Annotated in this window: 1 protein-coding gene and 1 pseudogene; both read right to left on the bottom strand. The window is 41.5% G+C overall.

The features are described 5' to 3' along the window. On the bottom strand, positions 1-240 hold a 240-nt coding region (locus AB4496_RS28305), incomplete at its 3' end, for a DUF1097 domain-containing protein (protein ID WP_372133368.1). Between the two features lie 203 nt (positions 241-443). After that, positions 444-571: pseudogene (locus AB4496_RS28300) on the bottom strand (LysR family transcriptional regulator); the annotation flags it as partial.

The raw sequence follows: 571 nt of genomic DNA, 5'->3' as shown, positions 1-571 counted from the left end.
GCCTAAAATCTCTAACCCTGCGAAGGTCGAGCTTTCGATAATCACCATTGCCCAGAATACGCCAGTCATGTTGGTCAATAAGCTACCTGCTAGTCCTTTAACGCCGCCTGTTGGCGAAGCAAAATAACTGGTGCAACCTAAGAAACCGGCCCATGACAGCAAGCCGAAAGAGATAGCTATCCATCCCCATAGACCTGACAAAATACCTGTTGTTAATGAAATCGCGACTAATGTACTCATACTATTTCTAAAGCCTAATTACGAAATTCATCGCACCGGATTTAGCCTCACTTAAAATCAAGTAAGCATATTATGGGAAGAACGCCTTCTTTTAGCCGATCATGATCACATTAATAATGTACGTTAATGTGCATTTATCACCAGATAGAGACCGAAATCGCTTATTCAACATATTAGGTTATCAGCATATTATCAAATTACCGTTATAGAACTGACGGTTTGCCTTTCATCATGCGCTTGCCTTCTCGCTTAATACATTCAGCAAGTGGGTTTTCTGCCATATCCGCACGCCAAATAAACGAAAGCGTACTTTCCATTTCAAGCTCAGGAA

It is taken from the genome of Vibrio sp. 10N.222.46.A1 (assembly GCF_041473595.1).
Taxonomy (GTDB): domain Bacteria; phylum Pseudomonadota; class Gammaproteobacteria; order Enterobacterales; family Vibrionaceae; genus Vibrio; species Vibrio tasmaniensis_A.
Note: the sequence above shows the minus strand (reverse complement) of the source record. Positions and strands in the feature narration are given on the sequence as shown.